The organism is Vibrio sp. A2-1, from assembly GCF_021728355.1.
GTDB lineage: Bacteria > Pseudomonadota > Gammaproteobacteria > Enterobacterales > Vibrionaceae > Vibrio > Vibrio splendidus_K.
Map to the genome: position 1 here is coordinate 698,505 of NZ_JAKKCO010000002.1, position 19,237 is coordinate 717,741.

Here is a 19,237-nt window from a genome sequence, read left to right on the forward strand (position 1 = left end):
TTACACTAGCATTAAGCCTAATAATTACAAGCGGTAAAGATCTCATTACTGGAAGTAAAATGAGAGTTTCGTTGCCTTGCACTCATTGTCGGTGTTAAATAGATGCAGCAATGTATAGAGGTTAAAAATGGCAACAATTAAAGATGTCGCAAGGGAAGCTGGTGTTTCTGTTGCAACCGTATCTCGAGTCGTAAATAAGTCTCCGAAGGCAAGTGCGAACTCAATTGAATCCGTCACCAAAGCGATGTCTAAACTCGGCTATCGCCCGAATGCCAATGCTCGCGCGCTGGTAAGCCAGAGCACCAATACCGTCGGTGTGTTGGTTGGTGATATCTCCGATCCTTTTTTTGGCACGCTGGTTAAGGCTGTCGATAATGTCGCTCGTGAGAACGGAAAGCATATCCTCGTAGGTAATGGCTCACACGATCGTGAAGAAGAAAGACAAGCGATTGAGTTACTGATCAATAGCCGTTGCGACGCCTTAGTGATCCATTCAAAAGGCCTTACAGACGAAGAACTGATTGCCTATGCAAAAGAAGTCAAAGGCTTAGTGCTGATCAATCGCTATATTGCTGAGATTGCCAACCGTTGTATTTTCTTGGACAACAAGAAAGGCGCGTATCTTGCGACTGAATATCTGATTCGTCATGGTCATAAAAATATTGCCTGTATCGCTTCATCGCACAGCATTGAAGATGCCGATGAGCGTGTACAAGGTTACTTGTCAGCACTCTCGGATTACAAAATAGCGTTATCTGACAGCTATATTGAGTACTCAGCTCCCACCAGTGAAGGGGGAGAATACGCCATGACCAACCTTTTGACTAAATCACTGCCAATCACAGGCATTGTTGCGTACAACGATTACATGGCGGCAGGTGCTTTGTCTGTCTTAGATGAAAACGGTATTCAAGCGCCGGACAAAATGTCGATCATTGGTTTCGATGATGGCTTGATTGCACGCTATGTTCATCCAAAGCTAACCACCATTCGCTACCCGATTCAGATGATGGCAGAGAAAGCGACACGACTCGCGTTGCACTTAGCCAAAGGTGAAAACACCTCAACGGAGCCAATGATGTTCTCTCCGACTTTGGTGCGCCGTAATTCGGTAGAGAAAATCTAAGCCCTGGTCAACTCACCAAACAACAAACAAAAAAAGCCCTAACAGAATCGCTTCTGTTAGGGCTTTCCTACCTTACTCTGATACCCAACAATCGCGCTTAATAAATCACACACTCGTTGAGCGCCACTTTTGCTCATCCCCCAAGAACAACGCGATAACTCACATCGTTCTATTCACAAACAAAAGCAATTGGCGTAACCGTTTTGAGCTAGAGCGTACTAGTTTGAAGAATCCCCCGAAAATTCAAACTGGTAACAGGTACGGTAGTTATATTCTTGTTCAGGCTTGAGAATACAACTGTCCTGCTTCCACTCTGGGTGGTTAGGAGAGTCAGGTAAGAACTGGGTTTCTAACGCCAAACCAGCGTAGTCTTCATAGCTGCCACCACTTCGGTTTGGTGTACCACCAAGCCAGTTTCCGGTGTATAGCTGCATTGCAGGTTTGGTTGAAAATACTTTTAGTGTGACGAGCGCGTCCGGTGACGTTACGGTCGCAGCGCATTGAGTGCGCTTACAGCCATCAGCCAATAGGAAAGAGTGGTCGTAACCCTTTGCTGCTTTCTGCTGTTCATCACCCAACAAACGCTCTGAGATCATCATAGGCTGATTGAGGTCGAAGCTGGTCGATTTCACCGATTTAAGATTGCCTAATGGAATACCTACCGAGTTGGTCGGTAAGAACTGATTGGCGTTGATGCTCACAATGTGTGACAAACAATCGTGTCCGGCTTCTGCGCCAAGTAGATTGAAGTACGCATGATTCGTTAGGTTGACCACGGTTGGCTTGTCTGTGGTTGCAGAGTAATGAATGGAAACTCGATTATCTTCGGTGAGTTCATAACGCACCGACACATTCAAATTCCCCGGAAAGCCTTGATCGCCATCAGCCGACTCTAAAGTAAACGATACAGATGTATCAGTCTGCTCGGCAATATTCCAACGACGTTTATCAAAACCGTTCGGACCACCATGTAAAGTATTGCCCGCTTGGTTGGTTTCCAGCGTGTAGTTCTGACCATCAATTTTAAAGCGACCATTGGCTATGCGGTTAGCATAACGACCAACAGTTGTACCCATATAGCTGGCTTGTTTATCGAAGTTCTCCATTGAGTTAACACCCAACAAAACCTCTCTTTTATTTCCCTTTACTGGCAGGATACAGCTCAACCATGTTGCACCAATGTCCATGAATGTCACTTGCATGCCATGCGTATTTGATAGCGTCACTAACTGAGCGGGTTGGCCATCATAGGCTGGAGTCTGCGTCATGGATTGATGCAGGTTTTGCTCTTGTGTCATTCTAAATTCCTTCTAGTGCCAGTAAAAAGCCTCTACCTGAAGTAAAGGCTTTAGCATTTGGCCTACCATGATCTTTTTAGTTGGTAAGCTCTATATTAAGTCTCGAAGCGGTTAGATTACTGCAACTAAGCCTGCTCCGTCTTTCGCTTGGCACACATAAATAGATTCTTTTAGACCCGTCGCCGCTTGATATTTCTGCTCAACGGTTGTTTTAATTTCATCAACCAATGCCGGTGGAACCAATGCCACAATACAACCACCGAAACCACCGCCAGTCATACGCACGCCACCTTGGTCACCAATCACGTGTTTTACCAGCTCAACTAAGGTGTCGACTTCTTTGACTGTGATTTCAAAATCATCACGCATTGACGCATGTGATTCAGCCATCAATTCGCCCATGCGTTTCATGTCATGAGTACGCAGAGCTTGAGCCGCTTCAACGGTACGGTCATTTTCAGTGATCACGTGACGAGCACGTTTCGCGACCATTTCATCTAACTCAGACTCTTTCGCTTTGAACTGCTCAATGGTCACATCACGAAGTGCAGGAACACCAAAGATGCGTGCCGCTTCTTCACACTGTTCACGACGCGTGTTGTATTCGCTGTCGACTAAGCCACGTTTCTTGTTTGAGTTGATGATAACCACAGCCATATCTTCTGGCATAGAAACCGCTTGAGTTTCTAGGCTACGACAATCCAAAAGCATCGCGTGATTTGCGCGGCCTTCTGCAGATATCATTTGGTCCATGATGCCGCAGTTACAGCCTACAAATTCGTTTTCCGCTTGCTGGCCATTTAGTGCAACTTCAGCTTGGCTGATCTCTAGGTTGTAAAGTACCTTGAATGTCTGACCAATCACGACTTCCAATGCCGCAGAAGAACTTAAACCCGCGCCTTGAGGCACATTGCCCGTAACAGAGATGTCTGCACCTTTAAATTCAAAACCACGACCTTTTAAACACTTCACCACACCACGAATGTAGTTCGCCCACATCTTGTCTTGTTGAAATGTGATCTCTTGAGTAAGGTCGAATTCATCAACGGCATTACCGTAATCCACAGACACAACACGAACGATATTGTCGTCACGCTTCGCCGCCGCTACAACGGTTTGGTAGTTAATGGCACACGGTAGAACAAAACCATCGTTGTAGTCAGTGTGCTCGCCAATCAGGTTCACACGACCTGGCGCTTGGATAATATGAGTCGCTTGGTAACCAAGGACTTGCTCAAAAGATGCTTTCACGTTTTGGATTAGGTCAGACATAAGTAAACTCTCTGGTTAAACTCTTTGTTCAATTGGTTATGGCCCCTTTACGGCACCACTTTAATTCTTTTAGATCCCCTATCTCGTTCGTCTCTCACGGTAGGGAATGACAACATCAGCTTCTAAGCTTCTAAAACCTTAAGTTCTTAAGCTCCTAGGCTCCTAGGCTCCTAGGCTCCTAAAACCTTAAGCTCCTAAGCTCCAAACTTATATGCCTTTCACCTGCCGTCATTCCAGAATCGAGGGACGAGATATCAGGAATCTCGCTTTTTTATTTAGTAACCGAGCTATCGATTAGTTTTACTATCAACGAAACAGTCGATTACTGCTCTTTGTAGTGAACGTCACTCAAATCACGAAGACGCTGCGCGGCTTGTTCTGCGGTTAAATCACGCTGAGACTCAGCCAACATTTCGTAGCCGACCATGAACTTACGAACCGATGCGCTGCGTAGTAGCGGTGGGTAGAACAACGCGTGTAGCTGCCAATGGTCGATGTCAGTACCTTCTTCGAAGAACGGCGCATAGTGCCAGCCCATTGAGTAAGGGAATGAACACTGGAACAAGTTGTCGTAACGGCTCGTCAGCTTCTTAATCGCAACCGCTAAATCATCACGCTGCTCGTCAGTCAGTTCACTCATACGGCGGATGTGTGTTTTTGGCAGCAACATGGTTTCAAATGGCCACGCTGCCCAGTAAGGAACCACAGCAATCCAATGTTCGGTTTCAACCACAGTACGAGAGCCGTCTTTCATTTCAGCTTCAACGTAATCCACTAGAAGATTAGAACCTTGTTGTTCGAAGTACTCTTTTAGCAGTTTTTCTTTGCGTTCAATCTCATTGGGTAAAAAGCTGTTTGCCCAGATTTGACCGTGTGGGTGTGGCTGAGAGCAGCCCATGGTCTCACCTTTGTTTTCAAACGCTTGAACCCATAGGTAGTCTTTACCTAACTCTTCAATCTGTTCATTCCAGGTATCGATAACACCACGGATCTTGTTTACCGGAAGCTCCGGCAACGTTTTGCTGTGGTCCGGAGAAAAACAGATAACACGGCTCAACCCGCGAACACCTTGAGTCTTGAATAGAGGGTTTTCAGACTCTGGAGCATCAGGTGAGTCAGGCATCAACGCCGCGAAATCATTACTGAATACATAAGTGCCGTCGTAATCTGGGTTTTCATCGCCCGAAATACGCGTATTGGTTGGGCACAAGAAACACTCTTTCTCATACGCAGGAAGCTGCGCAGTCGATGGTTTTTCATCTTGGCCACTCCAAGGACGCTTTGCTCGGTGCGGTGATACCAAGATCCACTGACCCGTTAATGGGTTATAACGACGGTGCGGATGGTCTACTGGGTTAAATTCAACTTTTGACATGTTTAGATTGCTCTCAAATTTTGTGTCTTGGTCAATTAACCAAGATGAATAATTCTTCTACAAGGAGATTCCCTATCACGCTCGTTCCTCGCTGTAGGGAATGACGTTCAGAAATCGTAGTTTTAAAATTCGTCATTCCAGAATCGAGGGACGAGATATCTGGAATCTCTCTTCATCTGTATTCTCCAAAGAAATTGGAGTTGCAGCTAACAACGCTGCGGCTTCAATTACGAAGGGGAATAGCCGTTCGGGTTATTCGACTGCCAATTCCACGTATCCGCTGTCATCTCCATCACGCTACGCGTCGCCTTCCAGCCAAGTTCGCGCTCTGCTTTTTCAGTGCTTGCCCAACATTCAGCAATATCACCAGCGCGGCGTGGGCAAAGTTCATAAGGAACTGGCTTACCCGATGCTTGTGCGAAGGCTTCAACCATCTCGAGTACGCTTGAGCCTTTGCCCGTGCCTAGGTTGTAAATGTGTAAACCCGCCTTCTCGCCAACCGCTTTCAATGCGGCTACGTGTCCGTCCGCTAAATCCATAACATGAATATAGTCGCGAACGCCTGTGCCATCGACTGTTGGGTAATCGTTTCCAAAAACAGCCAATTTGTCGCGACGACCTACCGCTACTTGAGCAATAAACGGCATTAAATTATTTGGAATACCTTGTGGGTCTTCACCCATGGTGCCTGATGAATGGGCGCCAACTGGGTTGAAGTAACGCAGTAATGTCACACTCCAATCGTTCTCAGCGTTGAACAAATCACTCAAACATTCTTCGACCATGTACTTACTGCGACCATAAGGATTAGTTGTTGCACCTGTTGGAGAGCTTTCAGTAATTGGCACCACTTCTGGATCACCGTAAACGGTAGCCGAAGAGCTAAATACAATGCTCTTCACACCCGCTTTCTTCATGCTGCGAGCTAACACCAATGATCCATTGACGTTGTTATCGTAGTACTCCAAAGGCTTAGACACCGACTCCCCAACCGCTTTCAGGCCAGCAAAGTGAATCACAGCTTGGATATCGTTTTCTGAAAAAACGCTATCTAGAAAAGATTGATCACGAATGTCGCCAAGATAAAAAGTTGGTCGCTTACCGGTCAATGATTCGATTCGCTCCAGTACTAGCTCTTTGCTGTTGCAAAGGTTATCAACAATGATTGGCTCCATACCCGCCTGTATCATTTGAATACATGTATGACTTCCGATGTAACCCATGCCGCCCGTAACCAGTACTTTCACAATCAACCTCTCTTTGTCGTCATTCTTGGACTAACTCGAACTGACATTCAGCTCAGTAGCACCGTATGCCAGAAATAGTAGCAGCCATTTTGGCTATAATTCTGTGATCAAAACCACGAAGTGTAAACGTTTACACTAACTCATATCATTGTTACTGAACGTGACATAGGAAGAACGTATAAATAAATACACCTAATCCATTGAATTTTAATAATATAATTATAGATAGTTAGATTTGAGACATCATAGAGGAGTTGAACATTTATTTTACTAAAAGTTAATGCAATGACTTCCAGTTTGATTACAATAGGTCTGTAGAATAAAGAGGTGCATTGCTTTTTTACTAAATACCAATTTCAAAGCAGCGCAATGTTCCAATAACAGGAAGTGAGTATGGCAACGTTAAAAGATATCGCGACTGAAGCACATGTTTCATTGGCTACAGTTTCAAGGGTTCTCAATGAAGATCCAACATTAAGCGTCAAGGAAGAGACCAAAAGGCGTATCTTTGAAATTGCAGAGAAGTTGGAATACAAAACCAGCAGCTCACGAAAAGCCGTTAGCAGTAAAAAACAAAATCATCACTTCCTTGCGCTGTATAACTACAAGCAAGAAGCTGAAGTGAATGACCCTTACTATCTATCGATTCGCCACGGGATTGAAACCCAATGTGACAAGATGGAAGTTAAACTAACTAACTGTTATGAAAGTAAAATACACGTAAATTCAGCACCTGTCACTGGTGTATTGTTGGTGGGGAGAATGACACCGGAGGTTATCGAACAAGCCAAAAAGCTAAGCGATAATATCTGTTATGTCGATTTCACTGATCACTCTGAACCTTATGACTCTGTCGATATCGACCTGGCTTTGATCAGCAAAGAGATCACCAACTTCTTTATCAACCAAGGCTATCAACGCATTGGTTTTATTGGCGGACAAGATAACGTCAACACTCCTGATATTCGCGAAGTCGCCTTTGCTGAATACGGTAGCCTTAAGAACGTTGTCAGCGAGCAAGACATCTATCGTGGAGACTTCTCTAGCTCTTCAGGTTATAAGCTTGCAAAACAGATGCTAGCGACTGGCGACTACCCTAAAGCCATGTTTATTGCGTCAGATTCCATCGCAATTGGTGTTTTACGAGCCGTTCATGAGCACGGATTAAACATTCCTGAAGATATTGCACTGATTAGTGTAAATGACATCCCAACAGCTAAATTTACCTTCCCATCTTTATCGACTGTTCGTATTCACTCTGAACTAATGGGAATTCAAGGCGTTAACCTGTTGATTGAGAAAGTACGCGACGGCCGTACTATCCCACTACGTGTCTATGTACCAAGCAAATTAAAGCTGCGCGACACGACAAAATAGTTATAAATATCAAATAGATAAACTAAGGCTACCTTTGTTGAAGGTGGCCTTTTTTGTGCCCATCACATACGCCTATATACACATACCGGCCTCTTTAGCCTGCTTCATAAAACAGCCAATAGCATTCTTTTAAGTGGATCACACAGCACTGTAAAAAGACCATAAAAAACGTGATGGAGTTAAAGTAAAACGTTTTCACCAATTTCATTTAGTAAAAGTTTTACTAATAATTACCTCAGTCCAAAAATACTCGTATTCACTACGACCCAATTACGCATAAGAACGTCGGTCAGCAAATTGCATCTAGGCCGAGAGAGAGGCAACGTGAACAACTGGGAAAACTTCCTGAACTTACATGAGAACCGTATGGCACCGCGTGCATACTTCTTCTCATACGCATCAGAAAAGAATGCAAAAACGTTTCAGCGTGAACTTAGCAGCCACTTCCAACTATTGAGTGGCCAATGGAATTTCAGCTATTTCACCAATCCACTATTGGTTCCTGAAGAGTTCTACTCTCAAGAAATGAAAGACTGGGGCCATATTACGGTTCCAAACATGTGGCAAATGGAAGGCCACGGTGATCTTCAATACACAGATGAAGGTTTCCCATTCCCAATTGATGTGCCTTTCGTACCATCAGACAATCCAACCGGCGCATACCAACGCTCTTTCTTCCTAGGCGAAAGCTGGGACGAGAAACAAACCATCATCAAATTCGATGGCGTTGAAACTTACTTCGAAGTTTACGTAAACGGTGAGTACGTGGGTTTCAGCAAAGGCAGCCGCCTCACCGCTGAGTTCGATATCTCTAGCCATGTAAAAGCAGGCAACAACCTACTTTCTATTCGCGTGATGCAATGGGCCGATTCAACCTACATTGAAGACCAAGACATGTGGTGGACGGGCGGTATCTTCCGTGATGTTTACCTAGTAGGTAAAGAACAACTGCACGTTCAAGACGTTACCGTTCGCACAGACTTCGACGACGCTTACCAAAGCGCTACCCTGTCGTGCAAAGTGGAACTAGAAAACCTAGCAGCAGCAACAAACGCAACCCTTGAGTACGCATTGCTTGATGGCGGCCAAGTTATCTCGCAAGGCTCTGTAGATAGCTTAGCCGTTCCTAATAGATTGACTGACGGCAATGCGAATACTCAATTCTCTATTGATGTGGTTAACCCAGTTCAATGGAACGCTGAAAACCCTTACCTGTACCAACTGCTACTAACGCTGAAAGACGCTGACGGCAAGGTGCTGGAAGTGATTCCACAACGCGTTGGTTTCCGTGATATTAAAGTTCGCGATGGTCTGTTCTACATCAACAACAAGTACGTGATGCTGCACGGTGTGAACCGTCACGACAACGACCACCTAAAAGGCCGTGCTGTCGGCATGGATCGCGTAGAGAAAGACTTGGTACTGATGAAGCAACACAACATCAACTCAGTACGTACAGCGCACTACCCGAACGACCCACGCTTCTACGAACTGTGTGATATCTACGGCCTATTCGTCATGGGCGAAACCGATGTCGAAACACACGGCTTTGCGAACGTTGGCGACCTAAGCCGCATCACTAACGATGCAGCATGGGAAGCGGTGTTTGTTGAACGTATCGAACGTCATATTCACGCTCAAAAGAACCACCCCTCAATCATCATGTGGTCATTGGGTAACGAGTCTGGCTACGGCTGCAACATCCGATCTATGTACGATGCCGCAAAAGCGATTGATGACACGCGTCTGGTTCACTACGAAGAAGACCGTGATGCTGAAGTGGTAGATATCATTTCAACCATGTACTCACGTGCTCAACTGATGAATGCCTTCGGTGAATTTCCACACGAAAAACCGCGCATCATTTGCGAATACGCACACGCAATGGGTAACGGCCCTGGTGGTTTAACTGAATACCAAAACGTGTTCTACAAACATGACGCAATTCAAGGTCACTATGTTTGGGAATGGTGTGACCACGGCATTTTAGCGCGTGATGAAGCGGGTACTGAGTTCTACAAGTACGGCGGTGACTACGGTGACTACCCGAACAACTACAACTTCTGCATGGATGGTTTGATCTACCCAGACCAAACGCCAGGCCCTGGCTTGAAAGAGTACAAACAAGTCATCGCGCCTGTGAAGATCCGCGACTTCAACGCAGAAGACGGCACCTTTACTGTCGATAATAAACTTTGGTTCTCAAACATCGATGATTACACCATCACTGCGGAAATCCGTGCTGAAGGTGAAACGGTTGCAGTACAACACATCAAAGTAGAAGAGCTGGCTGAAAACTCTAGCCGTGAACTAACGCTTAACTTACCAAAGCTAGATGAGCGTGAAGTGTTTGTGAACTTTACGGTTCGTAAGGACTCTCGTACTTCATACAGCGAAGCAAACCACGATATCGCGGTTTATCAATTCCAAGCGAAAGAGAACACAGCACAGCTTGACACCTTCACCAACAACAATGCAACGGCACTGAATGTTGAAGAGTCTCGCCTCGCTTATGTAATCAAAGGCCATAACTTTGCACTGAACTTCTCGAAAGTGAACGGCAAGCTGACGTCATGGTTAGTCAATGGCGAAGAACTGATTAAGTCGGAGCCTAAGCTGAACTTCTTCAAGCCAATGATCGATAACCATAAGCAAGAGCACGATGGTTACTGGGAGCCTGCGCATCTACAAATCATGCAAGAGCACTTCCGCACGCTAAACGTTGAGCAAGTTAACGGCAAGGTAGAGATCACCACCACCAGCATCGTTGCTCCACCAGTATTTGATTTCGGCATGCGTTGTGAGTATCGCTACCAAATCAGTGCTGAAGGTCAACTGAACGTTGAGCTAAGTGGCGAACGTTACGGTGATTACCCTCACGTGATTCCAGTAATTGGTTTCGACATGGGCATTAACGGTGACTTCGACCAAGTTCAATACTACGGCCGCGGTCCTGAAGAGAACTACCAAGACAGCAAGCAAGCCAACATGATTGATGTTTACCAATCAACCGTGGCTGACATGTTCGAGAACTACCCGTTCCCACAAAACAACGGCAACCGCCAACACGTTCGTTGGGCTGCGCTTTCAAGCCGCGCGGGTAATGGTATTGCAGTAAAACCACAGCAAGAAATCAACTTCAGCGCATGGTTCTACACCAACCAAAACCTTCACCAAGCACAACACACCATTGAGCTAGAGAAGAGCGGTTACATCACGCTAAACCTAGACCACCAAGTGATGGGCTTAGGCTCGAATTCTTGGGGCAGCGAAGTGCTCGACTCTTACCGAGTTTACATGGACGAGTTCCGCTACGGCTTAACTCTGATTCCATTCCAAGCAGGCGATTGCGACGCGCAGCACCTAATCAATCACAACTTTGGCGATGAGTTTTTTACGGCGAATCCACCGAAAGCTCAACCACAACAGAACGAGGCATAAGCGATGATCGTTTTAGACAACCTAGAGCAATTTAAAGTCGTTTACCGCGACGGTCGTAAATGGCAACGCTGTGTAGAAGCGATTGAAAACATCGGCAACATCAAAGATGGCGTGATGTATTCCATTGGTGACTCACTGGCTTACATGATTGAAGACGGTGTGGCTCGAAACACCGAAAACTTTACTGGCAACCGTCGTTACTTCGACGTGCATTACTACCTAGAAGGCCGTGAAACCGTCGAGTTCGCAGCCAAGTCAGAGCTAGAGCAAATCCAAGCTTACAGCGATGAGACTGACCGTGAACACCTAATGGGTAACGGTGAAACTCGTGAACTCATTGAAGGCCAAGTAGCGATATTTGATAACAGCAAAGCCTACCGATTCCACGGTGATAACCGAGTTCGTAAAGTGGTGCTGAAAGTGACTATCGAAGACGGTTACTTCCTTAATAAGTAAGTAACTGAAGCTAAACAAACGAAAGCAACAACAAGATCTATTCACAGTGTGACGGAGCCTTGCCGTTCAAGGCTCCGTCACACTGCATAACGCCTTTATGCTTATTCCCTACAAGGAAGCCTAAAGAAATAACGACTATAATTACGTGACCCTTGGAGGACACTATGTCTGAATCTGTACGCGGTAAGTTAGGTAAATTTGCCTTGCTCTCCATGACATTTGCAGCGGTATTTAACGTTCGCAACATTGTAAATAACAACATCGAATTGGGATTGAGTTCAGCCCCTATCTTTTTGCTTGCGACTCTTATTTACTTCATTCCATTCGTATTCATTATTGCTGAATTCGTATCAGCAAATAAAAATTCTGAGTCAGGCATGTATGACTGGCTTAAACAACCTTTAGGTTCAAAAGCCGCCTACTTAGGTTCATTCCTGTATTGGTTCGTTAACCTATTCTGGTTTGTATCATTGCTGCCCAACGTTATCGCATACGCGTCTTACGCGATGCTTGGCTACGAGTACGCCTTCTCTCCTATTGTGACATCAGCAATCTCAATTGGTCTATTTGCGGCGGCAACGCACATCTCTACTAAAGGCGCGAGCTGGTTAGGTAAGATTGCAGAGATCGTGGCATACGGCGTATTTGCACTGTTCGCGGTTTACGTTATCGGCGCGATGATGGCACTCGGTGGTAACCATGAACCTGTAGAGCCAATCACACTTGAAGCAATGACGCCAACCATCAACTGGGCAACGTTAGGCATCATGTGTTGGATCTTCCAAGCAGCCGGCGGTGCAGAAACCGCAGCCGCTTACCTAAACGATGTTAAGGGCGGTCATAAGTCTTTCATCAAGGTGATCATCAGCGCGGGTATCGCTATCGGTATCATGTACGCAGTCGGTTCTCTGTTAGTGAACGTGTTCGTTGCACGTGATGAACTCACTTATGCTGGCGGTATGGTTGAAATCTTTACTGGTATGGCGAACTACTTCGATATTTCACAATCTCTAACGGGTCGCTTCGTCGGTATTATCCTATTCGTTGCGATGTTCGGTTCAATGATGATGTGGACAGCAGCTCCAGTAAAAATTCACTTCTCTGAAATCCCTAAAGGTGTTTACGGTGAGAAGACGACTGAGCTTAACGAACACGGTGTGCCAGTACGCGCAGCATGGTGGCAGTTTGCGTTCGTATTCCTAATGCTAGTGGTTAACGGCTTCGGTTCTGAGTCTGTGCAAGACATGATGAACACAGCAATCAACCTAACAGCAGGTACCGCAATGTTACCGCCTATCTTCATCATGGTGGCGTACTTTGTATTCCGCTTGAAGCATGACGATACACCACGTGACTTCCGCATGGGTACTCGAGTTCAAGGTATGTCTGTTGTGTCAGTACTTATCGGTATCTTTGTTGTCAGCATGACGGCGTCAGCATTCCCAACAGGTGTAGACCTAATGCAAGCGTTCTTCGTCAATGTATTTATGACGGCTGTATTCTCAGCTATCGCTTGGTGGTGGATCTCTCGCTTTGAAAAGAAGCAAGCAGGTAAAGATGCAAAGCTAGAAGCGGCTAAGCAATCGTAATACTTAGCAGCATTAGAACCAATTTCAAAAGCGCCTACCATGGCGCTTTTTTTGTTTTAAATCAGATAATTAAAAAACAACACCCGAAAATAAAAACGCCGTTCCGTCAAGGGTTCACTTCACGAAAAACGTTAATTAAATCGTAATAAAACCCGAACAAAAACAAAGGTAAAATATTAACTAAATTTATTTACTCAAGGTCACATATTTGATCAATTTTGATTAACTTCCCGCCGCTTAATCTTTAATCTTCTTGCTGAAGAGACGAACGAGTTCATATTTAAAAACGACAAAAAGCCCCTACAAGCCTTACAAATCGTCGTTCATGAAACAAACAACCTCTTTGATGAACCTCTTAACCTTTAACTCTTTGTTTTGGTAATAACTTTACTGAAAATCAAGAAAGAAAAGCACTAAGAAGTCCGATCGTAAATCTATAAAAACAACAATGAGCCAACCCTGACAAAACAAAGCGGGTGTTTGCCAAACCAACATAACAATAAAAGTGCGGCCTAGAGCCTCCCTCTCTAGGACCAAGTTATAACGATCATCAACGTGATTCACCGGAGAACATCATGTCCGAAAATAAACGCAGTACGATAGGCAAGTTTGCCCTACTGTCTATGACCTTCGCGGCGGTATACAGCTTCAACAACATCATTAACAACAACATCGAGATCGGCCTTTCCTCGGCGCCGATGTTCTTTCTAGCCACCATCTTTTACTTTGTGCCTTTTTGTTTGATCGTCGCAGAGTTTGTGTCACTGAATAAAAACTCTGAAGCGGGCGTTTATTCTTGGGTTAAAAGCTCTCTAGGAGGCCGCTGGGCGTTTATTTCGGCTTATACCTACTGGTTTGTTAACCTGTTCTTCTTCACCTCTCTGCTGCCTAGAATCATCGCTTATGCGTCGTATGCGTTCTTAGGATTTGAGTACATATTCACGCCAATCACCACGGCGATCCTCAGCACCATTTTATTTGCGATTGCTACGCACATTTCAAACAATGGCGCGAAACTACTAGGCCCCATCACCTCACTAACATCGTCGCTTATGTTGTTGCTAACAATGTCTTACATCTTGTTGTCTGGCGGTGCTTTGATCGGTGGTATCGAGCCAGCAGACCCAATCACCATTGAAGCGATGACACCAAGCTTTAACTGGGCATTCCTTGGCGTAATCACTTGGATCTTCATGGCGGCTGGCGGTGCAGAATCGGTAGCGGTTTACGTTAACGACATCAAAGGCGGTCACAAGTCTTTCGTTAAAGTAATCATCATCGCGGGTATCTTCATTGGTGCGCTTTACTCGGTGGGTTCAGTACTAGCAAACGTATTTGTGTCGCGAGAAGAGCTTAAATTTACTGGCGGCTCAGTGCAGGTATTCGAAGGGCTAGCACGACACTTTGGGTTGTCTGAAATCCTAATGAATCGCTTTGTGGGCGTGGTTTCATTCACGGCGATGCTGGGCTCTCTACTGATGTGGACAGCGACACCCGTTAAGATTTTCTTCTCTGAAATCCCTAAAGGTATCTTCGGTGAGAAAACGGTCGCTCTAAACAAACAAGGCGTTCCAGAACGTGCGGCTTGGATTCAGTTTTTGATTGTGATTCCACTGATGTTCATTCCGACACTGGCGTCCGATACAGTACAAGATCTGATGAGTACCATTATCAACATGACGGCTGCAGCATCGATGTTGCCACCACTATTCATCATGATCGCGTACCTTAATTTACGTTTGAAGTTGGATCACTTACCTCGTGATTTCAGAATGGGCTCACGTATGACAGGCATTACCGTGGTCTCTATTCTGATCGGCATTTTCACTGTTGGTTTCTTTGCGTCTACTTTCCCAACAGGTGCTGACATCATGACCATCATCTTCTACAACGTGGGCGGGATTGTTATCTTCCTTGGCTACGCGTGGTGGAAGTACGGCAAATATGAAAAAAGCTTATCTCCAGAAGAGAAAAAACTAGAAGCAAAACCTGAACCGGCGAACGCTTAGTCTCCTATTAACCTTGATTTAAATCTTAGCTTTGATTTTGTTTGAACTATTACAGGCACTCACCACACGGTGAGTGCTTTTTTTTGTCGATACCTTTTTCTAAAAACCTATCTCCGACCAAATACCTCCTACCAAAACACCCCTCTTCCACCAAAACTATCAAGACAGAACATATTCAATTCAACAATCTATCCGCTCAGACAAGGATTCACACAGGGAATACTTACAACCCTAGCCATACCTCTGCAAATTCAACATAAAGTCAAAATAAAAACAAAGTAAATATTTACTAAAAATAGATCACATTTTTAAGGTGATTTAATTTTAAACATGAAAATAATCATTAATATCGGTTTTGCGATCGTAAGTAACCTGACCAATACTCCTTGAAGAGCACCCCATATTAGAAGTCAGAACTGCTTGCGAACCTTCATTTATAACCCCGACACAGAAGTGATTAAAATGAAAAGTAGTTTTACTAAAAACACTCTTATTACAAGCTGTATTCTTGCTGCCTTAAGTGCCACTGCCCACGCGGAAGAGTCCGCAGCAAACCACAGTGATACTCAGCCTCCTCAGACAGAAACTGAAACCCTATTTAACTTTTATGGTGAGCTTGGCCTTGGTGGTCACGTGGCACTAGAAGGTGATGATAAAGGCCGCTACGCAGACGGTACTTACATTGAAGCAGGCTTGGCTATCGAGCACGGTAATTGGTTTGGTCTTGCTTACATGGAAGGCTGGACAGTACAAGCCGACGACGAAGGCAATGCTTGGGCAACAGGCCACGGCTGGGGCGGCTTTGAAGGTGGTTTCAACCGCTTTTACGCTGGCTACCGCACAGATAACAAAACAGAATTCATGATTGGTCGTATGGACTCTTCATTAGATGACGTTCAATGGTGGGGTGACCCTACGGTTGAATACGGCTACGCGATCTCAAACACGCGAGACGTGCACCTTGGTGTGAAGATTCAAAACCTAGAAGGCAAGCTTCGCTACAGCGTTTCTTTCGCGCCAGAGTCTGACTTCTCGGAAGACGATGCTCTCGTTCACTTCGGTAAATACGACAGCTTCGCAGACCAATGGAAAGATAAGAACGCCATGGTCAATGGTTACCTTCAATACGATCTGACCGACGACTTAACCCTAATGGGTGGCGGTGAAGTTCGTAACAACGATGGTGGTGAACTATTGCTATTGGGTGCTGAGTACAAAAACTTCGCCACTCGTGTTTGGCACGATACCGATAAAGGCAACCAAGAGTCTTTCGGTAGCGAGTCTGGTATTCAAACCAGTGCATGGTACGAAGCGGCACAAGGCGTTTACCTATCTGCAGCCTACAACTACGCAAACTTTGACGGTGACAATGGCGACAAAGAAATCACGTCTTACATCAATGCTGGCGTTTGGTACGAATACGGAAACGGTGCATTTGCGACTGCTTTCGACAGCCGCTTTGGCGTAGGCAGCGACACTGAAATCGGCGACGCGCAAGTGTTCGCAATGCAATACTTCTACTGGTAATAACAGGAACTCATCATGAAACTGAATAAATCATTCGCAGCTCTCGCTATCGGTGCAGCCCTTGTCGTTACTGGCTGTACTTCAAACTCAATCTCCGGATCAAACTCAATCTCTGGCTCAGGATCTGACACAGAACAACTGCAAGCCAACGAATTTAAGAACGTTATCGACCGTACTGGCTCACCTGAATACATGCGTGACTACGACTTCGATGACCACCAACGCTTTAACCCATTCTTCGACCTAGGTGCATGGCACGGTCACCTGCTACCAGACAGTGCAGAAGGCATGGGCGGATTCCCAGGTACAGCACTGCTTACCGAAGAATACATCAACTTCATGGCTGATAACTTCGACCGCCTAAGCGTGTTCAAAGACGGCAAAAAAGTGGCTTTCACTATGGAAGCTTACAGCCTACCGGGCGCATTGGTTCAAACGCTAAAATCTGACGATGTGACAGTAGAAATGACGATGCGTTTTGCTTCAAACCGTACCTCTCTGCTAGAAACTAAAATCACCACTGACTCCCCAGCCGAATTAGTGTGGGATGGTGAACTACTAGAAAAAACGCACGCTAAAGAAGGCGTGGCACAAACCGACAAAACCATCGCTGAAACTTACCCTGAGTATGACCGTCAAATCGTCGCGACCGACGATGGCCTAAAGGTGACCTTCGGTAAGGTTCGTTCGACATGGGATCTACTGACTTCTGGTGAGTCTGAGTACCAAGTTCACAAGTCGATTCCAACACAAACCACAGTGGATGGTTTAGCGTTTACTTCAACCGCAAACATTGAAGCATCGACCACCATCTACACTACTTACTCGCATGTTCTAACGGCAGAAGAAGCGCAAGCAGAACAGCCTAAAATCAAAAAGATCATGGCAAACCCTACCGACTTCTTAGCGGCATCAGCAGAACGTTGGGAAGGCTATCTAGAGATGGGATTAACCAACCCGAACGCAACACCAGAGCAAGAGCGTGTTGCGGTTAAAGCGATGGAAACCCTAAACGGTAACTGGCGTGGCGCTGCAGGTGCGATGGAGTTTGACTCAGTCACGCCATCAGTAACGGCACGTTGGTTCTCGGGCAACCAAACTTGGCCGTGGGACACATGGAAGCAAGCTTACGCAATGGCTCACTTCAACCCAGATGTAGCGAAAGACAACATCCGCGCGATGTTCGCATACCAAATTCAGGCTGACGATGCAGTTCGTCCTTGGGATGAAGGTTACGTGCCAGATTTGCTTGCTTACAACCTAAGCCCAGAACGTGGCGGCGATGGTGGCAACTGGAATGAACGTAATACAAAACCAAGCCTAGCAGCATGGGCAGTAATGGAAGTCTATAAGACCACCAGCGATCAAGCTTGGCTCGAAGAGATGTATCCAAAGCTCATGGCATACCACGATTGGTGGCTGCGCAACCGTGACAACAACGGCAACGGCGTACCTGAATACGGCGCAGCACGTGATAAAGCACACAACACACCGGAAGGTGAAATGTACTTCACTGTGGTTCGTGGCGATAAGCACGAGACAGTTATAGGCCAAGCTGCACTGGATAAAGTGATTGCTGAAGGTAACTACGATTACATCGAAAGCCCAGCACAAACAGCCGCGTCTTGGGAGTCAGGTCGTGACGATGCAGCCGCATTTGGTTTCATCGATAAAGATCAGCTAGACGCGTATGTGGCGAATGGCGGCAAGCGCAGCGATTGGGATGTTGAGTTCGCTCAAAACCGCGCTGAAGATGGCACGCTACTGGGCTACTCACTACTGCAAGAATCTGTCGACCAAGCAAGCTACATGTACAGCGATAACAAGTACCTAGCAGAAATGGCTGACATTCTTGGTAAAGATGCAGAAGCGAAAGAGTTCCGTGAAAAGGCTGAACACCTATCGAACTACATCAACACCTGTATGTTCGACGAAGGCACTAACTTCTTCTACGACATTCGTATCGAAGACAAACCACTAGCGAATGGCTGTGCAGGTAAACCGATTGTAGAGCGTGGTAAAGGCCCTGAAGGTTGGTCACCATTGTTCAATGCAGCTGCCACTCAAGCTAACGCTGATGCAGTTGTCTCTGTAATGAAAGATACAGAAGAGTTCAATACCTACGTTCCACTAGGCACAGCAGCGCTTTCTAGCCCTGCATTTGGCCCAGACATTTACTGGCGTGGACGTGTATGGGTGGATCAATTCTACTTCGGCCTAAAAGGCATGGACAGCTACGGCTACCGCGACGATGCGATTGAAATGGCAGGTGCGTTCTTTGACCACGCCGATGGATTAGTTCAAGACGGTCCAATCCGTGAAAACTACAACCCACTAACCGGCGAACAACAAGGCGCACCAAACTTCTCTTGGAGTGCGGCTCACTTGTACATGCTTTACAACGATTTCTTTACTGACGCAGAGTAAATCGAACCTTTTTACCTGTCCTCTGAGATTCATTAATACACCGGTTCAATAAGATACTGCGAATTAACAAATTTCAGGCTTTGGCACTCAGCG

The 19,237-nt window shown here is 45.8% G+C and carries 12 protein-coding genes; 8 read left to right on the forward strand and 4 right to left on the reverse strand.

All coding sequences use genetic code 11. The features are described 5' to 3' along the window. Window positions 1-127: 127 nt before the first annotated feature. Entirely contained in the window at window positions 128-1,126 is a 999-nt protein-coding gene (locus L3V33_RS10790; protein WP_017080052.1) for a substrate-binding domain-containing protein, read from the forward strand. 218 nt (window positions 1,127-1,344) lie between these two features. Here L3V33_RS10790 and galM read toward each other — a convergent pair whose 3' ends face one another. From galM to galE, 4 genes are all read right to left on the reverse strand, one after another. Further along, window positions 1,345-2,424: a galactose-1-epimerase gene (gene galM, locus L3V33_RS10795; protein ID WP_237290362.1), complete on the reverse strand. Its 1,080-nt coding sequence runs from the start codon at window positions 2,422-2,424 to the stop codon at window positions 1,345-1,347. Between the two features lie 111 nt (window positions 2,425-2,535). Beyond that, the gene (gene galK / locus L3V33_RS10800; RefSeq protein WP_237290363.1) at window positions 2,536-3,696 is read right to left on the reverse strand and encodes a galactokinase; all 1,161 of its coding nucleotides are present in this window, start codon (window positions 3,694-3,696) and stop codon (window positions 2,536-2,538) included. A gap of 322 nt (window positions 3,697-4,018) precedes the next feature. Further along, window positions 4,019-5,071, reverse strand: coding sequence for a UDP-glucose--hexose-1-phosphate uridylyltransferase (locus tag L3V33_RS10805; protein ID WP_237290364.1), 1,053 nt, complete (start codon window positions 5,069-5,071; stop codon window positions 4,019-4,021). A gap of 227 nt (window positions 5,072-5,298) precedes the next feature. Next, on the reverse strand, window positions 5,299-6,318 hold the full coding sequence (gene galE, locus L3V33_RS10810; RefSeq protein WP_054547556.1) for a UDP-glucose 4-epimerase GalE: 1,020 nt from the start codon (window positions 6,316-6,318) through the stop codon (window positions 5,299-5,301). A 393-nt stretch (window positions 6,319-6,711) separates the two neighbouring features. On the opposite strand from galE, the gene ebgR reads away from it, so the two are divergent. The 7 genes from ebgR (at window position 6,712) to ygjK (ending at window position 19,144) form a co-directional block, all read left to right on the forward strand. Then, a complete protein-coding gene (gene ebgR / locus L3V33_RS10815) occupies window positions 6,712-7,695 on the forward strand; it encodes a transcriptional regulator EbgR (RefSeq protein ID WP_102498625.1) in 984 nt (327 codons plus the stop codon). A gap of 324 nt (window positions 7,696-8,019) precedes the next feature. Then, window positions 8,020-11,136, forward strand: a complete 3,117-nt coding sequence (ebgA, locus tag L3V33_RS10820) for a beta-galactosidase subunit alpha (RefSeq protein WP_237290365.1) — start codon at window positions 8,020-8,022, stop codon at window positions 11,134-11,136. 3 nt (window positions 11,137-11,139) lie between these two features. Next, window positions 11,140-11,592, forward strand: coding sequence for a beta-galactosidase subunit beta (locus tag L3V33_RS10825; protein ID WP_017089759.1), 453 nt, complete (start codon window positions 11,140-11,142; stop codon window positions 11,590-11,592). 164 nt (window positions 11,593-11,756) lie between these two features. After that, window positions 11,757-13,181, forward strand: a complete 1,425-nt coding sequence (locus L3V33_RS10830) for an amino acid permease (protein WP_004734429.1) — start codon at window positions 11,757-11,759, stop codon at window positions 13,179-13,181. Window positions 13,182-13,756: 575 nt separating this feature from the next. Next, complete coding sequence (locus L3V33_RS10835) at window positions 13,757-15,190, forward strand: amino acid permease (RefSeq protein WP_017080740.1); 1,434 nt, start codon at window positions 13,757-13,759, stop codon at window positions 15,188-15,190. A gap of 462 nt (window positions 15,191-15,652) precedes the next feature. Then, entirely contained in the window at window positions 15,653-16,717 is a 1,065-nt protein-coding gene (gene ygjJ, locus L3V33_RS10840; protein WP_237290366.1) for a protein YgjJ, read from the forward strand. A gap of 15 nt (window positions 16,718-16,732) precedes the next feature. Beyond that, on the forward strand, window positions 16,733-19,144 hold the full coding sequence (gene ygjK, locus L3V33_RS10845) for an alpha-glucosidase (RefSeq protein ID WP_237290367.1): 2,412 nt from the start codon (window positions 16,733-16,735) through the stop codon (window positions 19,142-19,144). Window positions 19,145-19,237 lie beyond the last annotated feature (93 nt).

What these genes read in the sequence shown, in the direction of transcription:
- ebgR (WP_102498625.1), top strand. Translation starts at nt 6,712, where the DNA reads ATGGCAACGTTAAAAGATATCGCGACTGAAGCACATGTTTCATTGGCT.
- galM (WP_237290362.1), bottom strand. Translation starts at nt 2,424, where the DNA reads ATGACACAAGAGCAAAACCTGCATCAATCCATGACGCAGACTCCAGCC.
- L3V33_RS10830 (WP_004734429.1), top strand. Translation starts at nt 11,757, where the DNA reads ATGTCTGAATCTGTACGCGGTAAGTTAGGTAAATTTGCCTTGCTCTCC.
- L3V33_RS10825 (WP_017089759.1), top strand. Translation starts at nt 11,140, where the DNA reads ATGATCGTTTTAGACAACCTAGAGCAATTTAAAGTCGTTTACCGCGAC.
- ygjK (WP_237290367.1), top strand. Translation starts at nt 16,733, where the DNA reads ATGAAACTGAATAAATCATTCGCAGCTCTCGCTATCGGTGCAGCCCTT.
- L3V33_RS10835 (WP_017080740.1), top strand. Translation starts at nt 13,757, where the DNA reads ATGTCCGAAAATAAACGCAGTACGATAGGCAAGTTTGCCCTACTGTCT.
- L3V33_RS10790 (WP_017080052.1), top strand. Translation starts at nt 128, where the DNA reads ATGGCAACAATTAAAGATGTCGCAAGGGAAGCTGGTGTTTCTGTTGCA.
- ygjJ (WP_237290366.1), top strand. Translation starts at nt 15,653, where the DNA reads ATGAAAAGTAGTTTTACTAAAAACACTCTTATTACAAGCTGTATTCTT.
- L3V33_RS10805 (WP_237290364.1), bottom strand. Translation starts at nt 5,071, where the DNA reads ATGTCAAAAGTTGAATTTAACCCAGTAGACCATCCGCACCGTCGTTAT.
- galK (WP_237290363.1), bottom strand. Translation starts at nt 3,696, where the DNA reads ATGTCTGACCTAATCCAAAACGTGAAAGCATCTTTTGAGCAAGTCCTT.